This window comes from Kitasatospora sp. NPDC059599 (genome assembly GCF_042735125.1).
In the GTDB taxonomy this organism is placed as follows: domain Bacteria; phylum Actinomycetota; class Actinomycetes; order Streptomycetales; family Streptomycetaceae; genus Kitasatospora.
The window spans coordinates 73966-97194 of the sequence record NZ_JBHWCL010000004.1; the positions used below are offsets into that span (position 1 = coordinate 73966).

Sequence of the window (23229 nt, forward strand, 5' to 3'; positions counted from 1 at the left end):
CCATGAAGATCTTCCAGCCGATGCTGTTCGTCGGTCTGGGCGGCACCGGCGGCCTGGTCGGCGCGGAACTCGACCGGCGGCTGCGCGCCGAGCTCTGCGGACCGGACGGCACGGCGCTGACCGGCCTCGGCGCCATGGCCCCCTACCAGCTGCCGGACTGCCTGCAGTTCGTCTACGCCGACTTCAGCGAGACCGACCTGGCCAGGCTGCCGCACGCCACCGCCGCCCCGGCGCTGCGCCCCGCGTTCAGCCGCACCTCGCGCTCCACCCACGACCTGCTGCCGAACTTCGACAGCTCGCCGGACGTCACCAAGATGCTCCGGGCCAGCCTGCCCGAGGAGACCGCCGTCTGGCTGCCGCCGCGGCAGAACGAGCCCAGGGTCACCCCGCTGAAGAACGGCGCCGGCCAGCTGCCGACCGTCGGCCGGGCCGGGCTGTTCGGCACCCTGCGCGGCGGCCTGGACCCGGTCCTGGAACCACTGATGCAGGCCATCGACGCGCTCGCCCGCTCGGGCGGGACGCTCAGCCAGCTCGGCGGCGGCCCGGTCAACGGCTGCGACGTCTTCGTGGCGTTCTCGGTCGCGGGCGGCACCGGCGCCGGCATCTTCCTGGACTACCTGTACCTGATCAACCACGCCTTCCGGGAGAAGGGCTTCGACGGCGTCAAGATCTACCCGCTGGTCGTGATGCCCTCGGCGTTCCCGGCGGCGAGCGGCGGCGGCCGGGAGGCGGAGCTGAACTCGGCCCGTGCCCTGGTCGACCTCTTCCGCCTGGTCGACGAGCAGAACGCGCCTGTCGAAGGGGCCGAACTCGGCGACCTCGACGAGGACCTGACCCTGCGCATCCGCTACCCGCACACCGCCCCGATCCGGCTGCGCACCGGGATCCTGCCGACCGCCTTCCTGTTCAACCGCACCGCCGGCATCCGCCCCGACGACCTGCGCCGCTCCATGGTGTCGCTGGTGATGTCGCTCATCGGCACCGAACTCGGGGACGGCCGGGCCGCCCGCACCCGGGCCGACGACGACTACCAGACCTTCGCCGCGAGCTTCATCAACCGCGGTGTGCAACGGGCCGCCAACTCACCGTCCGGGATCGGCCGGCGCGGGGTCTCCACCAGCCTGGTCGCCTCGATGACCGCGCCGGTCGACGAACTGGCCTCGCTGGTCTCCGGCCGCATCCTGCGCGCCTCCGTCGACCAGCTCGACGACCGCACGCACCGCCCGATCCGCGCCGCCGAGGAGCTGGTGAAGCAGATGTTCACCGACTCCGGGCTGGAGGAGCTGCTGCTGCGGCCCGTCCTGGAGGTCCAGCCGCCGGTCCCCGAGCCGCGCGGCAGCTCGGCGATCGAGGCCGGGCTGGCCGCCCGACTCGTCGACATGCAGTCCGAACTGGCCAACCTGGCACGGCAGGTGGCGGTCCGGACGGCCGAGATGGCCAAGGACTTCGCGCCCCGCCGCGCGGTCGACAAACTGCTCGCGACCGTCGACCCGTTCACCGTCCAGCGGATCGTGCGGGGCGAGCCGCAGGACGCCGACGACCTCGTGCGCCTGGGCTTCCTCGGCATGCTCGACCAGCGCACCCACACCCCGCCGCTGCCGCCCGGCACCCACGAGCAGCCGCCGCCGGTCCCCCGGATCCGGCGCCGGATGGGCGGCCTGGCCCAGCCGCGCTGGGGCGACGACGACGTCCAGGCCGTGCTGCACGCCCAGGACGCCTGGTACCGCTGGCGCAGCCGGCAGCTGTGGCACGAGGGCTGGAAGAGCCAGCAGCAGCGGTGGGAACCGACGGCCCGCGCGCTGGACACCGAGGTCGCCCGGCTCGCCTCGGCCTTCCGCAACCACGCCAAGGACGAGCCGCGGGCGTTCGCCGAACAGTCCCAGACGCTCTACGAGGACCGCACCGGCGTCTCGTACCTGCTGCCGCCGCAGCGCGACCTGAAGCACTTCTACGACGACCTGGTCGCCCGGCTCACCGCCCGCGAGGGCCTGCCCGACACCGAGGACGAGGCGGCCCTGCTGATGCGGCTGGTGGGCGGCGACGAGTGGCGCTCCGCCAACACGCTCAGCCGGCGCAACCCCGGCAGTGCCGTCGGCGAGGTCAAGGCGGCCGTCGAGGCGGGGGTCAAGCGGCTGTTCGCGGAGAGCGGGGAGCAGCTGGAGGAGCGTCCGCTGCTGCCCGCGATGGGAGTGCTGCTGGCCGCGGCGGCCGGCAGCGCGGAGGACGCCGAGCAGGTCAGCAAGGAGGCGCTGGAGCAGTTCGGCCGCAAGCTGGCGGGGCTGCTGCCGGCCGGGTTCGTGCCGGAGGGCACCGGGCCGCTGAAGGCCCTGGTGACGTACCCGCGGGTGAAGTCCGCGGACGAGGTGGAGGACTTCCTGCGGAAGGCGCTGCGGCTGCCGAAGGAGGCCCGGGCGGAGTTCCGGGGGGTCGAGACCCAGTCGATCACGGTCGTGCTGTTCCGCAGCGAGATGAGCCTCACCCAGGTGCCCGAGGCCCGCAAGATGCTGCGCCAGTGGGCGAAGGCGAAGGACCACGAGCAGTCCGAGGACGTGTTGCGCTGGCGCCAGCGCCTCGGTCACCGCGACGACTGGCTGGTCTCCACCGAGGCGGACCGCCGGCTCATCCTGCACCGGCTGCTGGCCCTCCTCTGGAACGGGCAGGTGGACGTGCTGGAGGGCCCCGACCACTCCCCCCGCGTGATCCGGCTGCGGTTGTTCCGGGAGCGCGGGGTGGACGTGCCGGGCGTGCGGCTGCGCCTGGGCGAGCAGCAGAACGGCGTCTCCAGCTGGGCCGAGCTGCTGCGCGCCTACGAGCGGTGGACGGTGCTGGACGACGAACGGACGGTGGAGGACTACTGCAGCCGGCTGATGGGGGCGCGCCCGGCGGGCCTGACCCGCTCCGCGAGCCGGCCGGACCCGCTGTTCGTCAAGCTGGTCGAGGAGATCGCGCCCCAGCAGCTGCGGATGCTCAAGTCCCGCCGGGAGTCCGGCGGGGAACGGGTCGACGGCTGGTTCCGCCCGCTGTGGCAGTTCTGGGCGGACACCCTGCCGGCCGCGCTGCGGCTGGAGTTCAACGACCAGCGGGCCGTCCAGCCGAACCTGGAGGCGCTGCTGGACGTCATCCTGCGCGGCGAACTGTCCCCGCGCGCCGCCGCGGACCTCGACGACGACGCCTACGGCGGGTCCGGCACCCGCCCCCCGGTGCGCGAGGAGGACGACTTCGGCACCACGCGCCCGGCCGACCGGCCCGACGGACGGGGGCCGGACCCGCGGGGACCCGGCGGCTGGGACCCGACGGCCGAGCCGCCGCGCGACGACCGCACCGACCGCGACACCCGCACCGACCGTGATGCGGGACGCCGTCCCGGGCGCGGACGCGGGTACGACGAAGCGGACCGGCGGGGCCGGGGCGCCGCCGGGTACGACGACGGCGCGTACGGCACGGACCGCGGCCACCACGAGGGCGGGTACCGGGACGTCGACGGCCGCGTCGGCCACGCGGACGACCACGACGACCGGTACCGCACCGGCACCGCCGACCGCTCCGACGACCGGGCCGCCGACCGGGCCGACGACCGGACCGGCGCACCGCGCCACGACGACCGGAGGACGGGCTCCGGCCGTTTCACCGACCGGGCCGACCGGCGGTCCGTCGACCGCACCGACGACCCGGCCACCGACCGGGCCGACAGCCGCCCCGCCGACCGGAGGGACGACCGGGCCTCGGAGTGGGACTGGGACCGCCCGCCCGCCCCGGCCGCGGAGCCGGGCCGCACCCGGCACACCGACCGCGACACCGAGTGGGAGGCGCCCCGGAGCGAACCACCGCGCCGGGACCCGTCGGACGAGCCGCGCGGGCGGTCCTTCTGGGAGAAGCCGGACCACCCGGGCTCGGAGCGACGGGACGGTGAGCCCGCGTGAGCGCCCCCCTGCCGCTGTCCCCACCGGTCGTCCACCTCGACCTGCGCACCGACGAACTCGCCGGCGACGACCCGGCCGTGCTGCGCAGCGCCGTCGCGACCCGGCTCGCGGCCCAGGGCCTGGCCCAGCCGCACGACCAGCGCTTCCTGGTGGTCGACACCCCCGCCGGGCTGCGCGAGCACCGCACCCGGTTCGAGCAGATCATGGGCTACCGCACGCCCGGCCGGGTGCGGGTGGTCTGCCTGCTGGTGGGCGGACTGCCCGCGTACCCCGCCGAGGGCTACCCGGCGGAGCGCCGGCTGGTGCGGCCCGCGACCCTGCGCACGCCGGAGGCCGGCCTGGTCTGGGCCGGCGACCTCCAGGCCGGGCACGGCGCCGACGACCCGGCCGGGCCGGCCGACCCGCAGGCCTTGGCGGTGCTGGTCGACCTCCTCTCCGTTACCGAACTGTTCGACGAGACACTGGAGTTGCTCGGCTCGCTGCCCGACGGCGTGGCGGCCCCGGCGCTGCGCGTGATGGAGCACGGCCTCTCCCCGGAGGTCCGCGGCCAGGCCTGGAGCGAGGCACTGCTCCGCTTCGCCGGCTCGCACGGCACCGCCTCGGGCAGCCCGACCGGCGGTCACCCCACCGTCCTCGCCGGGCTGGTCGAGGGCTCCACCACCGGCACCCCCGGGCGGCGGGTCGACGGCGGCCCGGCGTCCCGGGCGTACTACGAGGTGGTCACCGAGCTGGCCGCCGCGGAGGGCGAACTGGTCAGGCTCGGCGGCCCGGCCGGGCTGTTCACCGGCGCCGCCCGGCGCGCCCTGGAGGCCGCGCTCGGCCGGGGCCGGCAGGCGCTCGACCGGTACGGCAGCGTGGTCGGCGAGGTGCTGCGCAGTGACGGCGGCATCGCCGGCACCCAGCCGGCCGCCGAGTCCGCGACCCGGCTGGCCCGGCTGGGCATCGCCGTGGATCCGCCCACCACCACCGGCGAGCGGATCGGCGAGAGCCTGCGCGGCCTCGCCGTCGGGCTGCTCCGCGACGGACTGCCGCTGCGCTCGGTGGCCCAGCGGTTCGCGCTGCTCGCCGAACAGGTGCAGCCGCTGTCCAACGCCCCGCTCCTGGCCGAGCTGGACGGGCTGCGGGCGTCCGGCCCGTCCGACCGTCCGCTGCCGCCCGATCCGCCCGGCCCCGGGGTGCTGGCCGCGGCCGCGCTCGCCGGTGCGTCCGGCGGGCTCTGGACCTGGCCGGCGCTGCCGGCCGCGCTCGCCGTCCCGGCGCTGCTCGTCCTGAGCGTCCTGGCCACCGTGATCCGGCTGCCGGGCGGCTCCGGACGGATCTCCGACGCCGGCCGGTTCGGCCTGGCCGCCGTCCTCGGGTCCGCCGCCGCGGCCACCGCGGCCGCCCGGACCGGGCTGCCGGTCTGGGCCGGTACGGTCGGCCTGCTCGCCGGTCTCGGTCTCGCCGCCTGGCTGGTGCTGCGCAGCTGGCACGACCACGCGCAGCGGTGGGGCCTGGAGCGGGGCATCACGCCCCTGCAGGACGAACTGAACGACCTCGACGAACTGCTCGCCCGCGCCCTGCGGGAGTTCTGGGCGGTCGAGGAGCGCCGCTACTGCGCCGACGCGGCGCTGTCCGTCGTCGGCGTGCTGCGGGCCACCGCGGCCGCCGCCGAGGAGGAGGCCACCCGCGACCTCGCCGCCGAGCGGCCCGGGGCCGCCGCCGAGAGCGAGGACGACTGGCTCGGTCGCACCGCCGAGGAGGAGTCCGAGGACCCCTACCGGGGGTACGGCCGGGACGACCGGGACGACCGGGACGGATACGACGCCCCGGACGACGACTGGACGAGTGTCCCCGCCGAAGCCGACGAGGAATGGTGGGACCGCGCCCCGACACCCGACCCGCGCGGCTCCGGCGACGCCCACGGTCCCCGCGCGGCCGCGCCCACGATCACCCCGGGCGCCGGCGGACCCGGCCCGCGCTGGCTGGAGCGCGGGGAGGCCAAGGGCGGCCCGGACCTGGTGCCGACCCTGGCCGGTGACCTGGCGGACGCCGCCCTGACCGCCCTGGAGCCGTACTGGGGGGCGGTCGAACGCGGCCACGCCGGCGACGCCGCCCAGGAGCGGATCGCCGAACGGGTGCGCGAGCTGCTCGGCGTGGCGCGCGCCCACCTGCGCCGCAACGACGTCCTGACCGCCCCTCCGTTCGCGGACCCGCACCGGGCGCGCAGCGGCCCGTCCGGGCTGCTGGGCATCGACATCCGCCGGGCCGCCGACCCGATCGGCCCCGAGCAGGACGGCCAAGGCCTCCTGCAACTGAACTCGGCCGAGCAGCTGGACCTGCTCAGCCGCAACCCCGACGCGGTCGCCCTGATCCGCTTCGCCCCCGAGGCCGCCCGCGAGGGCATCGCCGGGAGCGCGGCGGACGGCCATCCGGCCGAGGACGGCCGGGAGGTGCGGACCGCCGCCGGGCGCTACGCCGGCCGGCTGCGGCTGACCGCGCTGCGCGCCGGGGTGGTCGAGACGGTCCGGCAACGGCACGTCTCGCCGTACGACGAGGAGGAGGAGCAGTGGTGAGCACCACCGGGTCCGGCACGCACCCGCCGAGCCCCGACGACCCCGGTCGCCGCAAGGGCGTCGACCTGCCGTACCTGACCCCCGCCGGGCGGCGGCGGGTCGCGGCCGCCCGGTTCGGCCCCGACCCGTCCGGCCCCGACCGCGGCGTCCCCCGGATGCGCAACGCGATGCTCGACGGCACCCTCCGGTGCGTCCAGGTCCGGGCCGCCGTCTCCGACGGGGCCGGCGTCACCGAGGCCGTCCGGGACGCGCTGGACAGCGAGGCGGCGACCGCCCTGCGCCTGCACCGCACCTTCGGCGGCACCGAGGCCGCCCGGCTCTTCCCCGTGGTGATCGGCTACGACCTGGACGTGACCGAGCCGTTCGTCCTCTACGAGCCGCCGCGCGGCAACCGGGCCGACCGGCTGCACAGCCTCGCCGGCACCCAACTGCGCACCATCGAGCGGGACCTCGTCGACGCCGCCGCCCTGCTCGCCGAACTCGGCCTCGTCCACCAGGGCCTCACCCCCTCGACGGTCCGCTGGGACGGCCGCTCCGTCCAGCTGTGGGGCCTGGACGCGGTCGCCCACACCGGCCGGCCGCGCACCCCGCGCGGCCCCGCGCCGTACGCCTCCCCCGAACTGCGCGAAGGCACCGGGCACAGCGACCCCCGCGACGCCCTGTGGAGCACCGCCCAGGTGATGTACCGCCTGGTCACCGGGCGGCCCGGCGATTCCGACCGGACACCGGCCGACCTGGGCGACCACCGCTCGCTCGCCCACACCATGCGGAGCTCGTTCGCCGCCCGCGCCGTCGACCGCCCCACCCCGGCCGCGCTCCTCGGTCTGCTCTCCCCCGACCGGCACGCCACCGGCCGCACCGTCGGCGGCGACGGCCTCGCCGCGCACCGCACGGCGTTCGACCACGCCGTCTCCCTGAAGCGCGCCGCCGGCGGCGACCCGCCCGGCGGCCCCGGCGCGGACGGCACACCGCACGGCCCCGGCGTCCCGGACGACGGCGCCGCCGCGCCCGCGGGCCCGTACGGGACGCCGGGCACGGCGGGGGCCGACGACTCCGGCGACGTGCTCTGCCCCTACTGCCTGGAGTACATCCGCTTCGACCCGAACGCGCTCCACGTCCCCGACGCCGTCCAGGAACTCCAGCCGTACGCGTTCTCCGAGCGCCAGAGCGACCGGCTGCTCGCCGACGAACTGCGCGGCGCCTTCCAGCTCTGCCAGGGCAACCAGACGACGCCGCCGCACCACATCCCGGTGCCCTACCTGAGGAACGGGCGTCCGCTGACCGTCGCCATGATCGGCCAGTCGAACACCGGGAAGAGCCACCTGCTGACCCAGATGATCGCCGAGATCGCCGACGACCGGCTGAAGCCGTACGGCGTCAGCTGGCAGTCCGTCAACCCGGAGCAGCACGCCAGCTTCCTCAACGACCGCGTGGTGCCGCTGCGCGACGGCAACGTGATCGCCCACACCGCCGGACTGGGCGACAGCGAGTCCGCCCGCTTCGTCGAGTCCCTGCTGATCACCGACGCCCGCGGCCGGGTCCGCCCGCTGGCCTTCTTCGACCTCGCCGGCGAGGACCTGCTGCGCACCGACGCGCTGCTGCGCTTCCTGCTCGGCATCGACGCCCTGGTCTTCGTCGTCGACCCCACCCTGGCCATGCCCCTGCCCCAGCTCGACGAGATCCGCACCGCGCTCGACCTGCACGTCAGCCGGGACGGCGACCCCGCGTTCGCCACCGCCCTGGACCGCATCCCGCGGACCGGCCCGTACCTGACCGTCCCGTCGGCGGTCGTGGTCGCCAAGGCCGACCTGCTGCGCTCCGAGCCCCCGGTGGACCGCTGGCTGACCGAGCCCGGCACCGTCCCCCTGAGCCGCCGACGGCTCTACGAGGAGAGCCGCGACGTGTACGCGCTGCTGCACCGCCACGCCGGAAAGGCCTGGCTGCGCCCCTTCGACACCGCCCTGCACTGCACCATGCACATCGCCTCCGCCACCGGCGGCCGGCAGGAGGACAGCCGCTACCCGCGCGGCGTCCGGGCGCAGCGGGTGCTGGAACCGCTGATCTCGCTGCTCGCGATGCACGGCATCATCGAGCTGGCCGACGGCCCCACCGGCCCGGAGGTGGCCCGATGAGCGCCGGCGGCCCGGAGGAGTCGGTCGACCAGGTCGTGTTCCGCTGGAAGGGCAACCAGGGGCGCCGCAGCTCCGGCATGGCCGCCACTGCCTGGTCATGCTCCCCGGAGCGCGCCGACGACCTCTCCCGCGAACTCGCCCCGCTGCTCCGGGTGGACGGCGCGGCGCGGCCCAGCCTGGTCCGCACCCTCACCAAACGCGGCGAGGCCGCCGTCATCCGGCGCTGGCCGACCACGGACGCGGGCGGGCGGCCCAACACCGCCTGCCACCTGCTGCTCGGTGACCAGGACCTGCTCGGCCCCCGGCTCGCCCTGGCCCTGTACGGCTGGCCGTTCGGCTCCCAGGAGTTCGCCGAGACGACCACCGGCCGGTGCGGCCGGGTCGAGTACGCCCTGCTGGCGGACACCGCCAAGGAGGCCTGGCCCGACACCCCGAGCCGGATCGGTGAGGTCACCGACGCGCTCACGGTCGCGGTCGCGGCCCTGCTGCGCCGCCCGGGAGCCCGGCTGTCGCTGCGCGCCGACTCCCTGCCCGGCTGGCCCGACCGCAACCGCTCCGCCGCGGTGATCAGGGGCCTGTACGAGATCTTCGGCCGCGACTGGCTCGGCCAGCCCTGGACCTTCGCGACCTACGACGTGACGGACCGCCACGACCTGGCGGTCACCTGGGTCACGGACTGGACGACCGACGCGGGCCACCAGGGCGCACGGTCGCGGGTCGACCCGCGGCGGTCCGAGAGCGACTTCGCCCACACCCTGGCCGCCCGGATGGTCGAGCTCGTGCTGGAACGCCCCGTACGGGCCCCGGGGCTGTCCGAACTCCACGCGAACGACCTCCGGGACGCCGCGACCCTGTCGACCGCCGAACGCCTGCGCCGGCTCTCCCACGTCCTCGGCGTCGACCGCGGCAGCCGCCCGCGGCCCGGCCGCACGGAACCACCCCGGCCGGAGGACACCCGGCCCGGCCGCCGCGACGACGACCGCCGGCCCACCGCCGACCACCGGCCCGCCGAACACCACCCGCTCGACCACGGCCCACTCGACCACGGCCCGCTCGACCACGATCCCGAGCCGCCGTCCCCGGCCCCCGACGGCAATGCCGACCGCCACGACGACTCCGACGACTCCGACGACTCCGACGACCGAGGCGTCTACACCGACCCGCCCGCCGACCACCGCCCGCCGCCGTCCCTCCGGACGCTGCGCCGGGAGCTCGACGACCCCGCCCCCACCAAAGACATCCTCCCCCGCCTGGTCGGCCTGTCCACCAGCATCGGTGACGGGCCCCTGCTGGACCTGCTGCGCGAGGAGGACCTCTCCGGCACCGCCACCAAGCGCCTACTGTTCGTCCTCTGCATCCTCACCGGCTCGCGGCCCCCGGAGGACTGCCACCTGCTCTGCGCCGAGGTCCTGCGACAGCAGCTCTACCTCTACCGGTCCGACCGGGCGCCCCAAGGCGAGCACGACGCCCCCGACGACCAGCTCGTCGAACGCGCCGCCTGGCTGTTCGGCTGGGCCGTGGCCCCGTACACCCGGGAGCCCCGGCACGAGCAGGCCCTCGTCACCCTGTTCGACCAGCTCCAGCGCGACAGCTCCGCCGTCGAACAGGACCTGCTCCGCCGACTCGTCCCCCCACCCGAGTCGAACGACCCGGCGCCCGACCTCCCGACCCGGGTCTGGCAACGACTGGTCTACCCGCCCCCCGCCACCCCACCCCGCGCCCAGCCCCAGCCCCAACCCCAGCCACAACCAAAGCCACAGCCACAGCCACACCCCGAACCGGAAACCCCTCCCCTCTCTCCCACCCCACAGCCACCCACCAGCCCCCCGCCCGCACCCACCGAACCCGACCCCCCGCCGATCACTCCACCCCCCGGCCCCCGCCACGCCACCCCACCGAGGTCCCCCCACCCCACGACCCCACCGGACCCCCAGACCCGCAACGTCCGCCTCGTCCTCGGCATCTCGGCCGCCCTGATCGCCATCCTCGTCATCGCCCTCGCCCTGGCCTGACCGCCCGACACCCACGACCCAGCCGACCCGACGCACAGCGGCGCGGCCCCAGGAGCCCGCGCCGCCACCGGCCCCGAGCCCCAACCGCCCTACGCACCAGGGCTCCTGGGCCCACCCCCTCGACGCGCCCTCGGCCGGCGGGCGCCGTCGGCAGCGATGCCGCAGCGGCTTCCGCACCTGCGGGTCCGGCCACGAGGCACTGGAGCGCGCCGTCGAACGCGAGCGCACCGGATCGGATCGGATCCCGACGACAACCTGACGGAGGCCGGATACCCGACCGGTCGGCCACCGACGAGGAGGACGTGCTCAGTTGCGGGAGCTGGTCAGCGGCACGTCCCGCGAGCAGCGACTTGCTCGCGAACCGGACGTGCCCAGGAGTGCACCGCGGACTTCGGATGAACGCCCACTGCGAGCGCGTCATCGGCAGCATCCGCCGCGAAGGCCTCGGCCGCGTCCTCGTCGAGCGGCACAGGTCTGCGCTAACTGCTCTGCCCGAGGACCTTTTCCAGCGACGCCAGGGCCGACTCCAGTTCCTCGCGCGTGATCGTCAGGGGTGGGGCGAGGCGGATCGTGGCACCGTGGGTGTCCTTGACCAGGACGCCCTCGTGCATGAGCCGTTCGCTGATCTCACGGCCCGTCGCGATGGCCGGATCGATGTCCACGCCCGCCCAGAGCCCGCGCGCCCGGAAGCCCGTGATCCCCCGCCCGGCCAGGGCGGCCAGGCCGGTGTGCAGTACGGTGCCCAGCTCGGCCGCACGGCGCTGGAACTCCCCGGTGGCCAGCAGGTCGACGACGGCCGAACCGACCGCCGCGGCCAGGGGGTTGCCGCCGAAGGTGGAGCCGTGCTCGCCCGGGCGCAGCACGCCGAGGACGTCGCGGCGGGCGAGGACTGCGGAGACCGGGACGATGCCGCCGCCGAGGGCCTTGCCGAGGAGCAGGACGTCCGGCACGACGGATTCGTGGTCGACGGCCAGGGTGCGGCCGGTGCGGCCGAGGCCGGACTGGATCTCGTCGGCGATGAACAGGCAGCCCGCACGCCGGGTCAGGTCGCGGACGCCGGTGAGGTATCCGTCGTCCGGGATGACCACGCCCGCCTCGCCCTGGATGGGTTCGATCAGCACGGCCGCCGTCGTCTCGTCGACGGCTGCTTCGAGCGCGGCGAGGTCGTTGAAGGGAACGACGCGGAAGCCCGGGGTGAAGGGGCCGAATCCGGCCCGGGCCGTGTCGTCGCTGGAGAATCCCACGATCGTGGTCGTGCGGCCGTGGAAGTTCTCGGCGGCCACGACGATCGTCGCCCGGTCCCTGGCGACGCCCTTGACCTCGTACGCCCACTTGCGAGCGACCTTGATGGCGCTCTCCACCGCCTCGGCGCCGGTGTTCATCGGCAGCACCATGTCGAGGCCGGTCAGTCGGGCCAGCCCCTCGGCGAAGCCGGCGAGGCGGTCGTGGTGGAAGGCCCGCGAGGTGAGGGTGAGCCGGTCGAGTTGGTCGTGCGCGGCCGCGGTCAGCGCCGGATGACGGTGGCCGAAGTTGAGGGCCGAGTAGCCGGCCAGCAGGTCGAGGTAGCGGCGGCCTTCGACGTCCTCGACCCAGACGCCCTCGGCCCGGGCGACGACCACGGGCAGGGGGTGGTAGTTGTGCGCGAGGACCGGCGCCTCCGCCCTGATCAGCTCGGCCGACGAGTGCGGTGCGGGGGTGGTCCGGTGGGTTCCGGTGGGGGTGGTCATGCGTGGATCTCCTGGGTGCAGCACTTGATGCCTCCGCCGGCCTTGTGGAATTCCGAGAGGTCGACGGGGACGGGAACGTAGCCGTGGTCGGCGAGCCGGCCGATGAGGCCTTCGGCTTGTGGGGCGACGAAGACGTGGCGTCCGTCCGAGACGGAGTTGAGGCCGAACGCCAGGGCGTCTTCGAGGGTGGCGATCACCGCGTCCGGGTAGAGGCGCTCCAGTGCCGCGCGGCTTTCGGGGGAGAACGCGTCGGGGAAGTAGGCGATGTTCCGGTCGTCCAGGACGAACAGCGCGGTGTCCAGGTGGTAGAAGCGGGGATCCACCAGGTGCAGGCTGATCGTCGGCAGGCCGAAGAACTCCTGCACCTCGTGATGGGCCGCCGTGGTCGTCCGGAAACCGGTGCCCGCCAGGATGAAGGGGCCTGCCGGTACGAGGTCGCCCTCGCCCTCGCACACCGCTTCCGCCTCGGTGACGTCGAAGCCCGCCGCCTTGAACCAGTTCCCGTACGCGACGGACTCGGGCCGGCGCTGGGGAGCGTGGAACCGGGAGCCGAAGACCCGGCCGCCCAGGACCAGGGCCGCGTTGGCCGCGAACACCATGTCGGGCAGTCCCTCCGTCGGGTCCACCGTCTCCACGGTGTGGCCGTGCTCGCGGTAGGCGCGGATCAGCGTTTCCCACTGGGCGCGGGCGAGGGCGCGGTCGACCCGGGTGTCTTCACGCATCCACGGATTGATGGCGTACCGCACGTCGAAGTGGGTGGGTTCGCAGGTCAGGTAGCGCCGGGGGCGCACACCGTTCGTGGACGCAGAGTGGCTCGTGGGCACAGAGAGGCTCGTGGGCACAGAGGGGTCCTCCGCTTCCGATGAGTGACGATCAGGGGATGCCCCAACGGTAGGAACCCACCGCGCCGCACGACAAGGCGCAACAGCTGCTCGAATGCGCCGGAACGCTGCGTGATGCCAGCGATCAGCGCACGTTCGTTGCGCCCCGGGGTGCCGGCTGGCCGATCCCGGCTTCCGGGCTCTCCGGCAGCAGGTGGGTCAGCACCAGGCAGCTGATCGTCTTGCGGACGAACGGCTCGCTCCTGATCCGTTCCAGCACCTCCTCGAAGTGCTCGACGTCGGTGGCCCGGACGTGCAGCAGTGCGTCGGCGGCGCCGGTCACGGTCATGGCAGCCGTGATCTCGGGGTGGTCGCGCACGACTTCCGCGAGGCGCCTGGGCGGCGCGGCGCTGTCGCAGTACACCTCCACGTAGGCCTCCGTGCGCCAGCCGAGGGCAGCGGGTCTGACGGTGGCGCTGAAGCCGGTGATCACGCCGTCCTTCCGCATCCTGTCGACCCGGCGCTTGACCGCGCTGGCCGACAGGCCGACCGCCGCGCCGATCTCGGCGAAGCTGGCCCGGGCGTTGTCGATCAGGGCGGTGACGATCTTGCGGTCCAGGTCGTCGAACGGTGCTGCCTGGCTGGTCATCGCGGGTCGTTCCCTCTCCTCGGCGGGCGTTCGGCCCCGAAGATAGCCGGAACACGATGCCGGCACGGCTGCCGAGCGGGAGGCCACGGACGCGTGCCGGGCCGCTTGCCCCGACCGGCAGATCGTGCCGATCGACGCCACTTCGATCATCAAGACCGCCGGCGCGATCCACGGCACCACCACGACGATCGCGAAGCCCTGAGCCCCTCCCGGCTCACTGCGGCTCCGTCCGGCCGCAGTGAGCCGGTACTCGCCGTTCCCGTGGCTGGAGAGATATCCGCCAGTCGGCACAAAAGCACAGGTCAGACGGCTTGTGCCGGGGAGTCGCCGGGTGCTGCGGGGGTAGCCGATGTCGAGGCCGACCGCCCCGGCCGTGTCCCCGCCTGCCATCCGACCGACTGCCCAGACGTGCCTGGCTGGCGGATGTTTCCCTCATTCCCGCCATGCAAACCTCGATCGTCGGCACGACCGGCACAACTCCCTGACGCGCGAGGACCTTCATGAGAACGCTCACCCACAGCAGACCCACACGGGTGAACGGCTCCCCGGCCGTCCGGGCCCGGATGTCCGAGGTCGCGTTCCACCGGTTGAGCGCCGTGCACCGCCCCGCGGTCCTCTCCTACCTCGCCAAGCGCACCTTCGGGGATCCGCAGCTGGCCGAGGACCTCACGCAGGAGACCTTCCTCCGCGCGTTGCACCATCCCGAGGTGCTGTCGTCCGACCACCGGAGCGCGCTGCCGTGGCTCTACCGGGTGGCCGGGAACCTGCTCATCGATCACCTGCGCTCGCGCCGGTACCGGCCCGTCGAGGTCGGCTTCGACGCCCCCGACACGCTCGTCGACGAAAGCGCGGCCACGAACGAGATCGACCTGCTCCTGACGGCCTGGTCGGTTCGCTCGGCGCTGGCGTCCCTGAGCGATCAGCACCGCGCCGTGGTCACGCAGGTCTACTTCGAGGACCGCTCCATCAAGGCCGCCGCCGAGATCCTCGGCGTGCCCCCGGGCACCGTCAAGTCCCGCTGCCACTACGCGCTCCGCTCGCTTCGGACGACCCTGCGAGAGCACCGGTCGGTCGCATAGCCGACCCGGCGCGATGCGTACGGCCCACCGGTGGGCATCGGGAACGCACGCCGCCGTGCCGAGAACCACACCTGCCCACACCCGCTTTCGGCTGCCCCCACGGAGGCCCCGCATGACGACGACCGACCACCCGCACGCGCCGCACCACGACCCGGTGCACCACCCTCCCCGCCCGGCGGAGGGCAGGCGTGAGCGCCTTCATCCCGAACCGAGCGGACCGCCGGGTCTCCTGGGCCGGCTCGGTCTCCGGGCTGCCGGCCGCCTGCGGCTGGTCGCCGTGCTCTGGCTCGTCGTGGTCGCCGGGCTCGGCGCCTTCGCCCCGCAGGTGACGTCCGCGCTGGCCGGCGCGGGCTGGCAGGCCAACGGCTCGGAGTCGGTGCGCGTCCGTGAGCTCGCCGAGCAGCACTTCGACGGCAACGCCTCCTCGGCTCTCCAGGTCGTCATCGCCGCCGACCGACCGGTGGCCGACCCCGCTGTTCAGCGGGTCGTCGACCGGGCGATGGCGCTGCTGCGGGCCGACCCGCGCATCAGCGAGGTGGTGCCGCCCCAACCCGGCGCCACGATCAGCCCCGACGGGCGCACCGCGGTCGTGCTGGCCGGCGCGAAGGCCGACACCAACGCCATGGTCCGTGCGGCGGACGACCTCAAGGGTCCGCTCGGGGCGCTGTCCGGAGATGGTGTCCGGGTGAGCGCCACGGGCGCCTCCGTCCTGTGGAGCGACTTCAACGCCGCCAACCACGACGCGATGATGCGCTCGGAGATGCTGTCGTGGCCGGTGACCCTCGCGATCCTGGTGCTGGCCTTCGGTTCGCTGGTCGCCGCCGGGCTCCCACTGCTGCTGACGATGGCGGGACTGGCGGCCTCCGCGGGTGCCCTGGTGCTGCTCAACCACCTGACACCGACGTCCATCTGGGCGATGAACTTCGCGATGATGTTCGCCCTCGCCCTGGGCATCGACTACGCCCTGTTCATCGTCGTGCGCTTCCGCGGGGCGCTCGCCCGGCACGGCGCCGCCCGGCTCGCCGTCGGCGAGACCATGGACACCGCCGGCAAGGCCGTCGCGCTGTCCGGCGCCACCGTCCTGGTCAGCCTTTCCGCGGTTCTGCTCGTCCCGTCACCGGCGTTCCGGTCCATGGCGCTGGGCATCATGATCGCGGTCGCGTTCGTCCTGGCCGCGACCCTGACGCTGTTGCCGGCGGTCCTCGGAAGCCTCGGCCTCCGGGTCAACGCGGCGCCCCTGCCGTTCACCCGTCCCACGGACCCCGCCGGTTCGCCCCGCTTCGCCGGCTGGGCCGAACGACTGTGGGCGCACCCCCTGCGGTACGGCGTCCCGGCTCTCGTCGCCCTACTGGCACTCGCCGTGCCCGTGATCGGGCTCCGGACCGCCATGCCGTCCGTCACCGTCATCCCCGCGGACTCCTCCGCGCGGACGGGTTACCTGGCGGTTCAGGAGGCGTTCGGTGCCGGCGCTCCCGGCGCCCTCCAGATCGTGACGCCGATCTCCCAGGCCGAGACCGCCGCCGCGGTCCTCCGGAGCAACCCCGGGATCGCGGCCGTGATGCCGGCGACGAACGCGGCCGACGGTACCGACCTCGCGCTCATCCAGGCCGTCCCGGCCGCCGACCCCGCGGACCCCGCCCTGCGGGCGACCGTCGCCGAACTGCGCGGGCACCTGCCCCGGCAGACGCTGGTCGGCGGTGCCGCCGTCGAGAACCTCGACCTTCAGGACGTCCTGAACGCCAGGACCCCCCTGGTCGTCGGAGTCATCCTGGCGCTCGGATTCGTCCTGCTCCTGCTCGCCCTGCAAGCGCCGCTGGTCGCGCTGATCGGCACCGTCACCAACCTGCTCGCCACCACGGCCGCCTTCGGCGCCGCCCGTCTCGTCTTCCAGGACGGGCACGGGGCGGGACTGCTCGGTTTCACCCCGCAGGGCTTCCTCGACGGGTGGGCGCCGGTCTTCTTCTTCGCCATGATCTTCGCGATCGCGATGGACTACACCGTCTTCCTCCTCGCCTCGGCCAAGGAACACTACGAGCGCAGCGGCGACCCCCGCACGGCCATGGTCGCGTCGCTGACCCACTCGGGCCGGGTCGTCTTCGCGGCCGCCGCCGTCATGGTCGCCGTGTTCTTCACCTTCGCCCTCTCCGGCCCGCTGCCCCCGAAGGAGATGGGCATCGTCCTGGGCCTGGCCGTCCTGCTCGACGCCGCCCTCGTCCGGCTGGTCCTGCTGCCCGTCCTGCTCCGGCTGACCGGCCGGGCCGCCTGGTGGACCCCGGCCTGGCTCGGCAGGATCCTGCCGAGCCTCCGGTTCTCGCACGACTGACGCGGATCAGGACCGACGCGGATCAGGACCGCAGCCGAGACCCGGCGGGGCGGGAGGACGATCCCCCGGGCCTCGCGCGGCGCAACGCCGGTCCGTCCCCCGACGGGGACGGACCGGCGCCCGGCCCCGCTGCTCAGCGAGGCTGTCGCAACGTCGCCGCCACCGCGAGCCCCACCCGCGAGGACTCGCCGAGCTTCGCCATGATGCGTGACACGTGCACCTGCACCGTCCGGCGGGACATGTACAGGCGCTCGGAGATCTGCGGGTTGGAACAGCCCTCCGCGATCATGGTCAGCACGGTGCGCTCGGTCGCGCTCAGGGCCTCCCAGCCCGTCTCGCTCCTGGCAGCCGTCCGCCGGTTCCTGACGGTGATCCCTTCCTCCCGCAGGCGCTGCCGAGTGCGGCGGGCGTCCCACGAGGCGCCGAGTGCGAGGTAGCCGTCGACGGCTTCGGCCGAGGCGGCGGCGGCCCGGTCCGACAGGCCGGCGCGGGCCGACAGCACCGCTTCGTTCTCGCGGGCGAACGCCGCGAACAGCGGGCGCCCCGCCGCCTCGTACGCCGTGGCGGATTCAGCGAGCAACGAGCCGTCCGCGTCGGCCAGCCCCCGACAGAGCGCGGCGGTGCCGCGCCTGTTCGGGGACGGCTGGAAGTCGGCCATCTCCTGGGCATACGCGGCGATCGCGGCCAGGCGGTCCGAGCGGCCCAGACAGAAGGCCATCCGGGCGGCGTCCGGGAAGAGGTGGTCGAGGTTCACCACCGTGCGCAGTCCTCCTGAGGCCCACAGGTAGGACTCGAGGAGGTCGAAGGCTCGCGCGCAGTCGCCTTCGGCGTCCAGCACCAGGGCCCGGGCCCACCAGTGCAGGAACTCCGTGTGGGAGCGCACGGGCCGGACTTCGGCCGCGTTGACGACGGCGTCGGTGTGATCGGACCGCTGGTCTCGGCGCACCTCGATCAGCGCCGCGACGGCGTGCAGATCGGGGCCGATGCCCAGGGGGTCGATGGAGTCCAGGCCGCTCTGGACGGCGACCAGGGCGTCGTCCCAGTTTCCGCGCAGGAACTCGACCTTGGCGATGGCGGACTGGTACCCGGTCAGCAGCGCCACTCCGGCCCGCTCGCTCTCGCGCGCGCCCGTGCGCAGGTGCTCGTGGGCCTCCGTCAGGCGGTCCAGGTCGGCCAGGCAGTAGGCCCGGGCCAGGTGCGGGGAGAGCTGGAAGTCGGAGGAGATCCCCGTCGCCCCGAGATTGTCGAGGGCCTCAGTGGTGAGAACGAGGGCCTCCTCGACCCGTCTGGTGACCACCAGGACCGCGGCCTGGGTCGTGAGACCGTACGCCGTCGCGAAGCCGTCGCCGCTCTCCTGCCCGTTCCGCACCGCCAGGAGCGCGGCGGCCTCCGACTCCTCCATGCGGCTCATGAAGTGGAGCGCCTGCGCCTGAACGGCGTGGAACCGGGCCACCTGGTTCTGCGGGAGGCCCTCCAGGGCGAGCGCCGAACGGACCTCCGCCACCGTGTCGTCCAGCCGCCCCTGCTCCATGAGGGCCTGCGCGAGCCACCCGCGCACGGTACCCGCACGATCGATCGGGAGGGGCCGTACGAGTGCGGCTCGGGCGGCGTGTTCGGCCTCGGCCGGCAGACCGGCCCAGAGCAGTGCCCGGGCGAGTTCGACGTCCAGGTCCCGGACGTCGTCGCCCGCGGTGGCGGTGGCACGGCGCAACAGCTCGACCGCGAGCGCCGGTGCCCGGACCAGGAGCGGATCCAGCGACGCGCGCAGCCACGCCACGTCCCTTCGGCCCATCGGCCCGGCCTCCAGCACGTGCTCCGCGACCCGCTCGACGGGCGCGCCCGCCTCGGCCAGGCAGACCCCGATCTGTTCGTGCAGAGCCGTCCGGACCGCCTGGGAGTGGCTCTGCACCACGGCCCGTCGGATCAGGTCGTGCCGGAACGCCAGCCCGCTCCCACGCTCCTCCAGCACTCCCGCCGCGAGCGCCTCCACCACCGGCTCCACCAGGTCGGTGGCCGGGAGCCGGAGGACGGCGGTCATCTCGGCCGCACTGAAGGCGCGGCCGAGCAGTGCCACCACGCGGAGCATCTCGCGGGTCGGCGCGCTCAGGGTTTCCAGCCGGTGGAGGACCGTGGCACTCAGCGAATCCGGTACCAGGGGTGTCTGCGCGCTGATCTCGGCGGTCGACCCCCGGAGCTCGATGCGGCCCGTGCCCGACAGGTCCCTGACCAGCTCCGTCACGTAGAGCGGATTGCCGGCCGCGCCCGCGACCAGGGACCGCAGCCGGTCACCCGGAAGGCCGCCGGCGAGGTCGGCGACCAGGGCGGCGACCCCGGCGTCGGCAAGGGGAGCGAGATCGGTCGTCGGGACGCCGGACTCCTCCAAGTCGCGCAGCAGTCCGGTGATGGCGGCACCGTCCGGCGCGGGACGGCACGTGACCAGTACCAGGAGGGGCAGCTGGTCCAACGCGCGTGCCAGGCGACGGACGACGGCCACGCTGGCCAGGTCCGCCCAGTGCAGGTCGTCCAGCAGCAGGGCCAGCGGCTCGGCCGAGCACCAGTCGTCCAGCGTCGAGAGGATGGCCTCGGCGATCAGGAACTCCTGGCCGACGGCCCCCGCCGGTGCACCGACCCGCTCGTCGCCCCGGAGCAAGCTGCGGATCCGGGCGACCCCGGGGTGTTCCGCGGCACCCACGTCGAGGCACTCGCTCAGCACGGCGAACGGCACCGACCGGTCGATCTCACCGGCCTCACCGCGCAGGACCGTGATCCCGGCGGACCGGCACAGGGCCTCGGCGAGGTCGAGCACGGCCGACTTCCCGATGCCCGGCTCACCACGGAACACCATCGCCTGGCCCGTGCCCGCCGCCAGTTGTCGAACCATGAGCTCAAGGCGCGTCCGCTCGGCTTCACGGCCCTGAACCGTCACTGCCATCCAGCTTCACTTTCCCCGTCGCCCGGCCGTCACAGCTGCTCAGCGCCTCGGGCCGGCGCTCGCCGGGCCATCCCGGTGCCGGACAAAGTATCCCAGACCGCCGGCGGACACCCGGACTCCGGGAACGGAGGCTCGGGACCGGCCGACATCTCGCCGGTGCGTCGTCGACGATCGCCGATGCGATAATCCCGCGAATGAGAACCAGCCGGGCGGGAGCGGTGCCGATCGGCCTGAGGACCGAGTCGTCGCAGCTCGACGAGGTACTGTCCGGAGCCGCAGCCGGCCGGGGCCGCGCCGTCCTGATCCGCGGTGAAGCCGGGAGCGGAAAGTCCACCCTGCTGGGAGCCTGCGCCGACCGCGCCACGGAATCGGGCTTCGCCGTGCTCCGGGGCGCAGCGAACGAGTCGGAGCGGTACTTCCCGTTGGGGACGTTCCTGGACCTCCTGGAACGGGACCGGCCGTACTCCGGGCAACTGCGGGCGGAGTACCGGGCCGCGGTGGCGGCCCCGGCACGGCGCACGGCCGCCGGCATGACGGATCCGGTGTCGGCTGCGGCCGGGCGGCTGTTCCAGGTGGTGGAACGGCAGTGCGCGACGAGCCCGGTCCTCGTCGTGGTGGACGATCTCCAGTGGGCGGACGAGACCTCGGTGGCGCTCTGGACGCGCCTGGCCCACCATGCCGAACGGTTTCCGCTCATGGTGGCGGCAGCCGTCACGCCCGGCTCCGGAGGGGAAGCCGAGGCCGCCGCGGCGAGGGCGCTACGACACTGCGGCGGTCTCGTCGTGGATCTGGAGCCGCTGGTCCCGGACGAGGTGGCGGCCCTCGCGGTCCGTCGACTGGGCGGCCCGGTGGGGCCGGCCCTGCTGGAAGCACTCGGCGGGGCCGGTGGCAATCCGCTCCACCTCACCGAGATGCTGGCCCTGCTGCACCGCCAGGGCGCTTTGACGAGGGGGCCGCACGGGTTCGAGGTCGCACCCGACCACGGCGACCTCTCGCTCGGGACGGCGATCACCGACCGGATCCAGCGGCTGTCCGCCGAGCTGCGCGCGGTCCTGCGGATCGCCGCCGTACTGGGCGCCGAGTTCCGGCCGGCCGATCTCGCCGCGGTGTCGCGCCGTCCGCTCGTCTCCCTCGTTCCGGTGCTTGAGGAAGCCCTCGCCGGGGCGGTGCTGGACCCGGTCGGAGAGCGGCTCAGGTTCCGTCACCAGCTGGTCCGGCAGGCGCTCGTGACGAGCACCCCGACGGCTCTGCGCGGGGCGCTGCACCGCCAGGTGGCGGAGGCGCTCGACCTGACCGGTGCACCACTCGACCAGGTGGCCGGCCACGTGGCCCAGGCCACCTCCGCGGCCACGGACCCCTGGCTGCACGGATGGGTGGCACGCCACGCCCGCGAGCTGGTCACCCGCTCGCCGGCCACCGCCCTGGAGATCCTGACCCGAGCCGACGCCGGGGCCGGTCGGGAAGCCGACCGGACCGGCCTGCGGCTGTGCACGGCCGAGGCACTCAACGCACTGGGCCGACCCCACGAGGCCGAGGTGATCGCGCGCCGGCTCCTGGCCGCACCCTCCGTCGGACCCGAGGCCGCGGCCGAGGCCTCCTGGCTGCTCGGCGAGGCGCTGTACGCCCGGTCGCCGACCGGCGCCGGGGCCCGGGAGGCCGCGGAGCTGGTGGCCTCCGCCACCGGGATCGACGGCATCAGCGAGCGCTCCAGGGCACGGCTGCAGGCCGAGGGCTCCTTCTACTTGTTCCGGTCGGACCGGCTCGACGAGGCCGCCGAGGCGGCGGTCGGCGCGGCGGCCGCGGGTGGCCGCTCGGGGGAGGCCTTCGCCGTCGCCTACGCCACCTGGATGCGGACGGTGATCGCCCGGGCCCGGGACGGCGACCTCGACGGCGCCGTGGACCTGAGCGAGCGTGGCCTGGCCCTGTCCGTGGACGGCGCGCATCCCCGGGTCGAACGGCTGCTCCGGACCCAACGACTCGTGATCGCCGGCCTCCGGGACCGGATCCCCGAGGCCGAGACGGAGATCACCGAACTTCGCCGCCTCGGCGAAACCCCCCGGTCGCACGGTCAGCACTCGGCGGTCGCGATCGCCGCCCAGCTCTTCCGCACCGGACAGTGGGACGAGGCACTCGCCGAGATCGAGCATCTGGCCGCGTCCGAGCACCTCGCCGGGGAGGAACTCCCGCCCGCCGCCGTCCACGTACACGGCCTGGCCGCGTTGGTGGCCGGCCTCCGGGACGACACGTCCGCGTCCGAAGCACGGCTGCGGCTCCTGCGGAACCACCCGTTGCACACTCCCGCCGACCCAGGCGCAGCACAGTGGCTCGCGATGGCGCGTTCGATCGCCGCGGAACGTGCCGGACGGCCGGACCAGGCACTGACGGCCCTGCTGCCCGTCCTCGACCGGCAGATCGCGACGGAACCGGAGGACCGGTTCGCCTGGCTGCCGGCCGTCGTCCGGCTGGCGTTGGCGGTCGGTGACCGAGCGACCGCGGAGACCGCCGCGGCCGCGGCCGCGGCCACCGGCACGGTTTCGTCCCGAGCGCCTCGCGTCGCCTACTGGGAGCACACCGCCGAACACGCCGCCGGACTGCTCGATGCCGATCCGGCGCCGCTGCTGGCCGCCGCCGACTACTACGCGGCGTCCTCCCGTCCGCTGCGACGGGCGAACGCCCTGGAGGACGCGGCCGAGCTGCTGGCCCGGCAGGGGCGTGCGGCGGACGCCAGGCGCCGACTGGACGAGGCCGCGGCCGTCTACACCGGACTCGGCGCCACCTGGGGGCTCCGGCACGCACAGGCCCGGCTGCGCGCGGCCGGGCTGCGCCTCGGCGCGCGCGGCCCCCGGCCGCGGGCCGCCTCCGGCTGGCAGAGCCTGACACCGACGGAGCTGCGCGTCGCCCGGGGGATCGCCGACGGCGGCTCCAATCCGGAGATCGCCGCCGAGTTGATGCTCTCGACCCGGACGGTCCAGACGCACGTCTCCCACATCCTCGCCAAGCTCTCCTTCCGGTCGCGGGTCGAGATCGCCGCCGAGGCCGCCCGGCAGAGCCGTGTCGGTCAGGAGGCCTGACGAGCGCG

The 23229-nt window shown here is 74.5% G+C and carries 11 protein-coding genes and 1 pseudogene; 8 read left to right on the forward strand and 4 right to left on the reverse strand.

The window, feature by feature from the left end; all coding sequences use genetic code 11:
- Positions 1 to 2 precede the first annotated feature (2 nt).
- Genes ACFV04_RS02535 through ACFV04_RS02550 form a run of 4 tightly spaced genes read left to right on the forward strand, consistent with a single transcriptional unit; the run spans position 3 to position 10619 of the window.
- Positions 3 to 3920, forward strand: coding sequence for a tubulin-like doman-containing protein (locus tag ACFV04_RS02535; protein ID WP_380526297.1), 3918 nt, complete (start codon positions 3 to 5; stop codon positions 3918 to 3920).
- Positions 3917 to 6475, forward strand: coding sequence for a hypothetical protein (locus tag ACFV04_RS02540; protein WP_380526299.1), 2559 nt, complete (start codon positions 3917 to 3919; stop codon positions 6473 to 6475). Before ACFV04_RS02535 ends, ACFV04_RS02540 begins: the two co-directional genes overlap by 4 nt.
- Positions 6472 to 8607, forward strand: a complete 2136-nt coding sequence (locus tag ACFV04_RS02545; RefSeq protein WP_380526301.1) for a hypothetical protein — start codon at positions 6472 to 6474, stop codon at positions 8605 to 8607. Before ACFV04_RS02540 ends, ACFV04_RS02545 begins: the two co-directional genes overlap by 4 nt.
- A complete protein-coding gene (locus ACFV04_RS02550; RefSeq protein ID WP_380526303.1) occupies positions 8604 to 10619 on the forward strand; it encodes a hypothetical protein in 2016 nt (671 codons plus the stop codon). Before ACFV04_RS02545 ends, ACFV04_RS02550 begins: the two co-directional genes overlap by 4 nt.
- Positions 10620 to 11098: 479 nt before the next feature.
- Here ACFV04_RS02550 and rocD read toward each other — a convergent pair whose 3' ends face one another.
- From rocD to ACFV04_RS02565, 3 genes are all read right to left on the reverse strand, one after another.
- Entirely contained in the window at positions 11099 to 12346 is a 1248-nt protein-coding gene (gene rocD / locus ACFV04_RS02555; protein WP_380336200.1) for an ornithine--oxo-acid transaminase, read from the reverse strand.
- Positions 12343 to 13188: a dimethylargininase gene (gene ddaH, locus ACFV04_RS02560; RefSeq protein ID WP_380526305.1), complete on the reverse strand. Its 846-nt coding sequence runs from the start codon at positions 13186 to 13188 to the stop codon at positions 12343 to 12345. The genes rocD and ddaH overlap by 4 nt, the downstream gene beginning before the upstream one ends.
- A 124-nt stretch (positions 13189 to 13312) precedes the next feature.
- Positions 13313 to 13816: an Lrp/AsnC family transcriptional regulator gene (locus ACFV04_RS02565; protein WP_360265532.1), complete on the reverse strand. Its 504-nt coding sequence runs from the start codon at positions 13814 to 13816 to the stop codon at positions 13313 to 13315.
- Positions 13817 to 13895: 79 nt separating this feature from the next.
- On the opposite strand from ACFV04_RS02565, the pseudogene ACFV04_RS02570 reads away from it, so the two are divergent.
- The 3 genes and pseudogenes from ACFV04_RS02570 to ACFV04_RS02580 form a co-directional block, all read left to right on the forward strand.
- A pseudogene (locus ACFV04_RS02570) lies at positions 13896 to 14018 on the forward strand (hypothetical protein); the annotation flags it as partial.
- Positions 14019 to 14316: 298 nt separating this feature from the next.
- The gene (locus tag ACFV04_RS02575; protein WP_380526308.1) at positions 14317 to 14895 is read left to right on the forward strand and encodes a sigma-70 family RNA polymerase sigma factor; all 579 of its coding nucleotides are present in this window, start codon (positions 14317 to 14319) and stop codon (positions 14893 to 14895) included.
- A 112-nt stretch (positions 14896 to 15007) separates the two neighbouring features.
- Positions 15008 to 17218, forward strand: coding sequence for an MMPL family transporter (locus tag ACFV04_RS02580; RefSeq protein WP_380526310.1), 2211 nt, complete (start codon positions 15008 to 15010; stop codon positions 17216 to 17218).
- 133 nt (positions 17219 to 17351) lie between these two features.
- On the opposite strand, the gene ACFV04_RS02585 is transcribed toward ACFV04_RS02580, so the two are convergent.
- Positions 17352 to 20150 carry an AAA family ATPase gene (locus tag ACFV04_RS02585; RefSeq protein WP_380526312.1) on the reverse strand — a complete coding sequence of 933 codons (2799 nt, stop codon included), beginning with the start codon at positions 20148 to 20150 and terminating at the stop codon, positions 17352 to 17354.
- 194 nt (positions 20151 to 20344) lie between these two features.
- On the opposite strand from ACFV04_RS02585, the gene ACFV04_RS02590 reads away from it, so the two are divergent.
- Entirely contained in the window at positions 20345 to 23221 is a 2877-nt protein-coding gene (locus tag ACFV04_RS02590; protein WP_380526314.1) for an ATP-binding protein, read from the forward strand.
- Positions 23222 to 23229: the final 8 nt, after the last annotated feature.